General features: G+C 70.0%; 1 protein-coding gene. It reads left to right on the top strand.

The window, feature by feature from the left end; all coding sequences use genetic code 11:
• Positions 1-227: M23 family metallopeptidase (locus KUM38_RS43965; protein WP_217137313.1), on the top strand; the 227-nt coding region annotated here is incomplete at both ends.

Genomic DNA, 227 nt, shown 5'->3' with positions numbered 1-227 from the left:
ACAAGCTGTCCGCGAGCTTCGCCCAGAACGGCGGCATGTGGGCGTCCAAGCACAGCGGTCAGGACTACGCCGTCCCCACCGGCACCCCGGTGATGGCCACACACGGCGGCACCGTCGTCAAGGCCGGCCCCAACGGCGCCGGTGACGGCCCCGCCTACGGCAACGCCGTCGTCATCAAGCACGGCAACGGCACGTACTCCCAGTACGCCCACCTGTCGCAGGTCGAC

Source organism: Streptomyces sp. AC558_RSS880 (assembly GCF_019049255.1).
Classification (GTDB): Bacteria; Actinomycetota; Actinomycetes; order Streptomycetales; family Streptomycetaceae; genus Streptomyces.
Note: the sequence above shows the minus strand (reverse complement) of the source record. Positions and strands in the feature narration are given on the sequence as shown.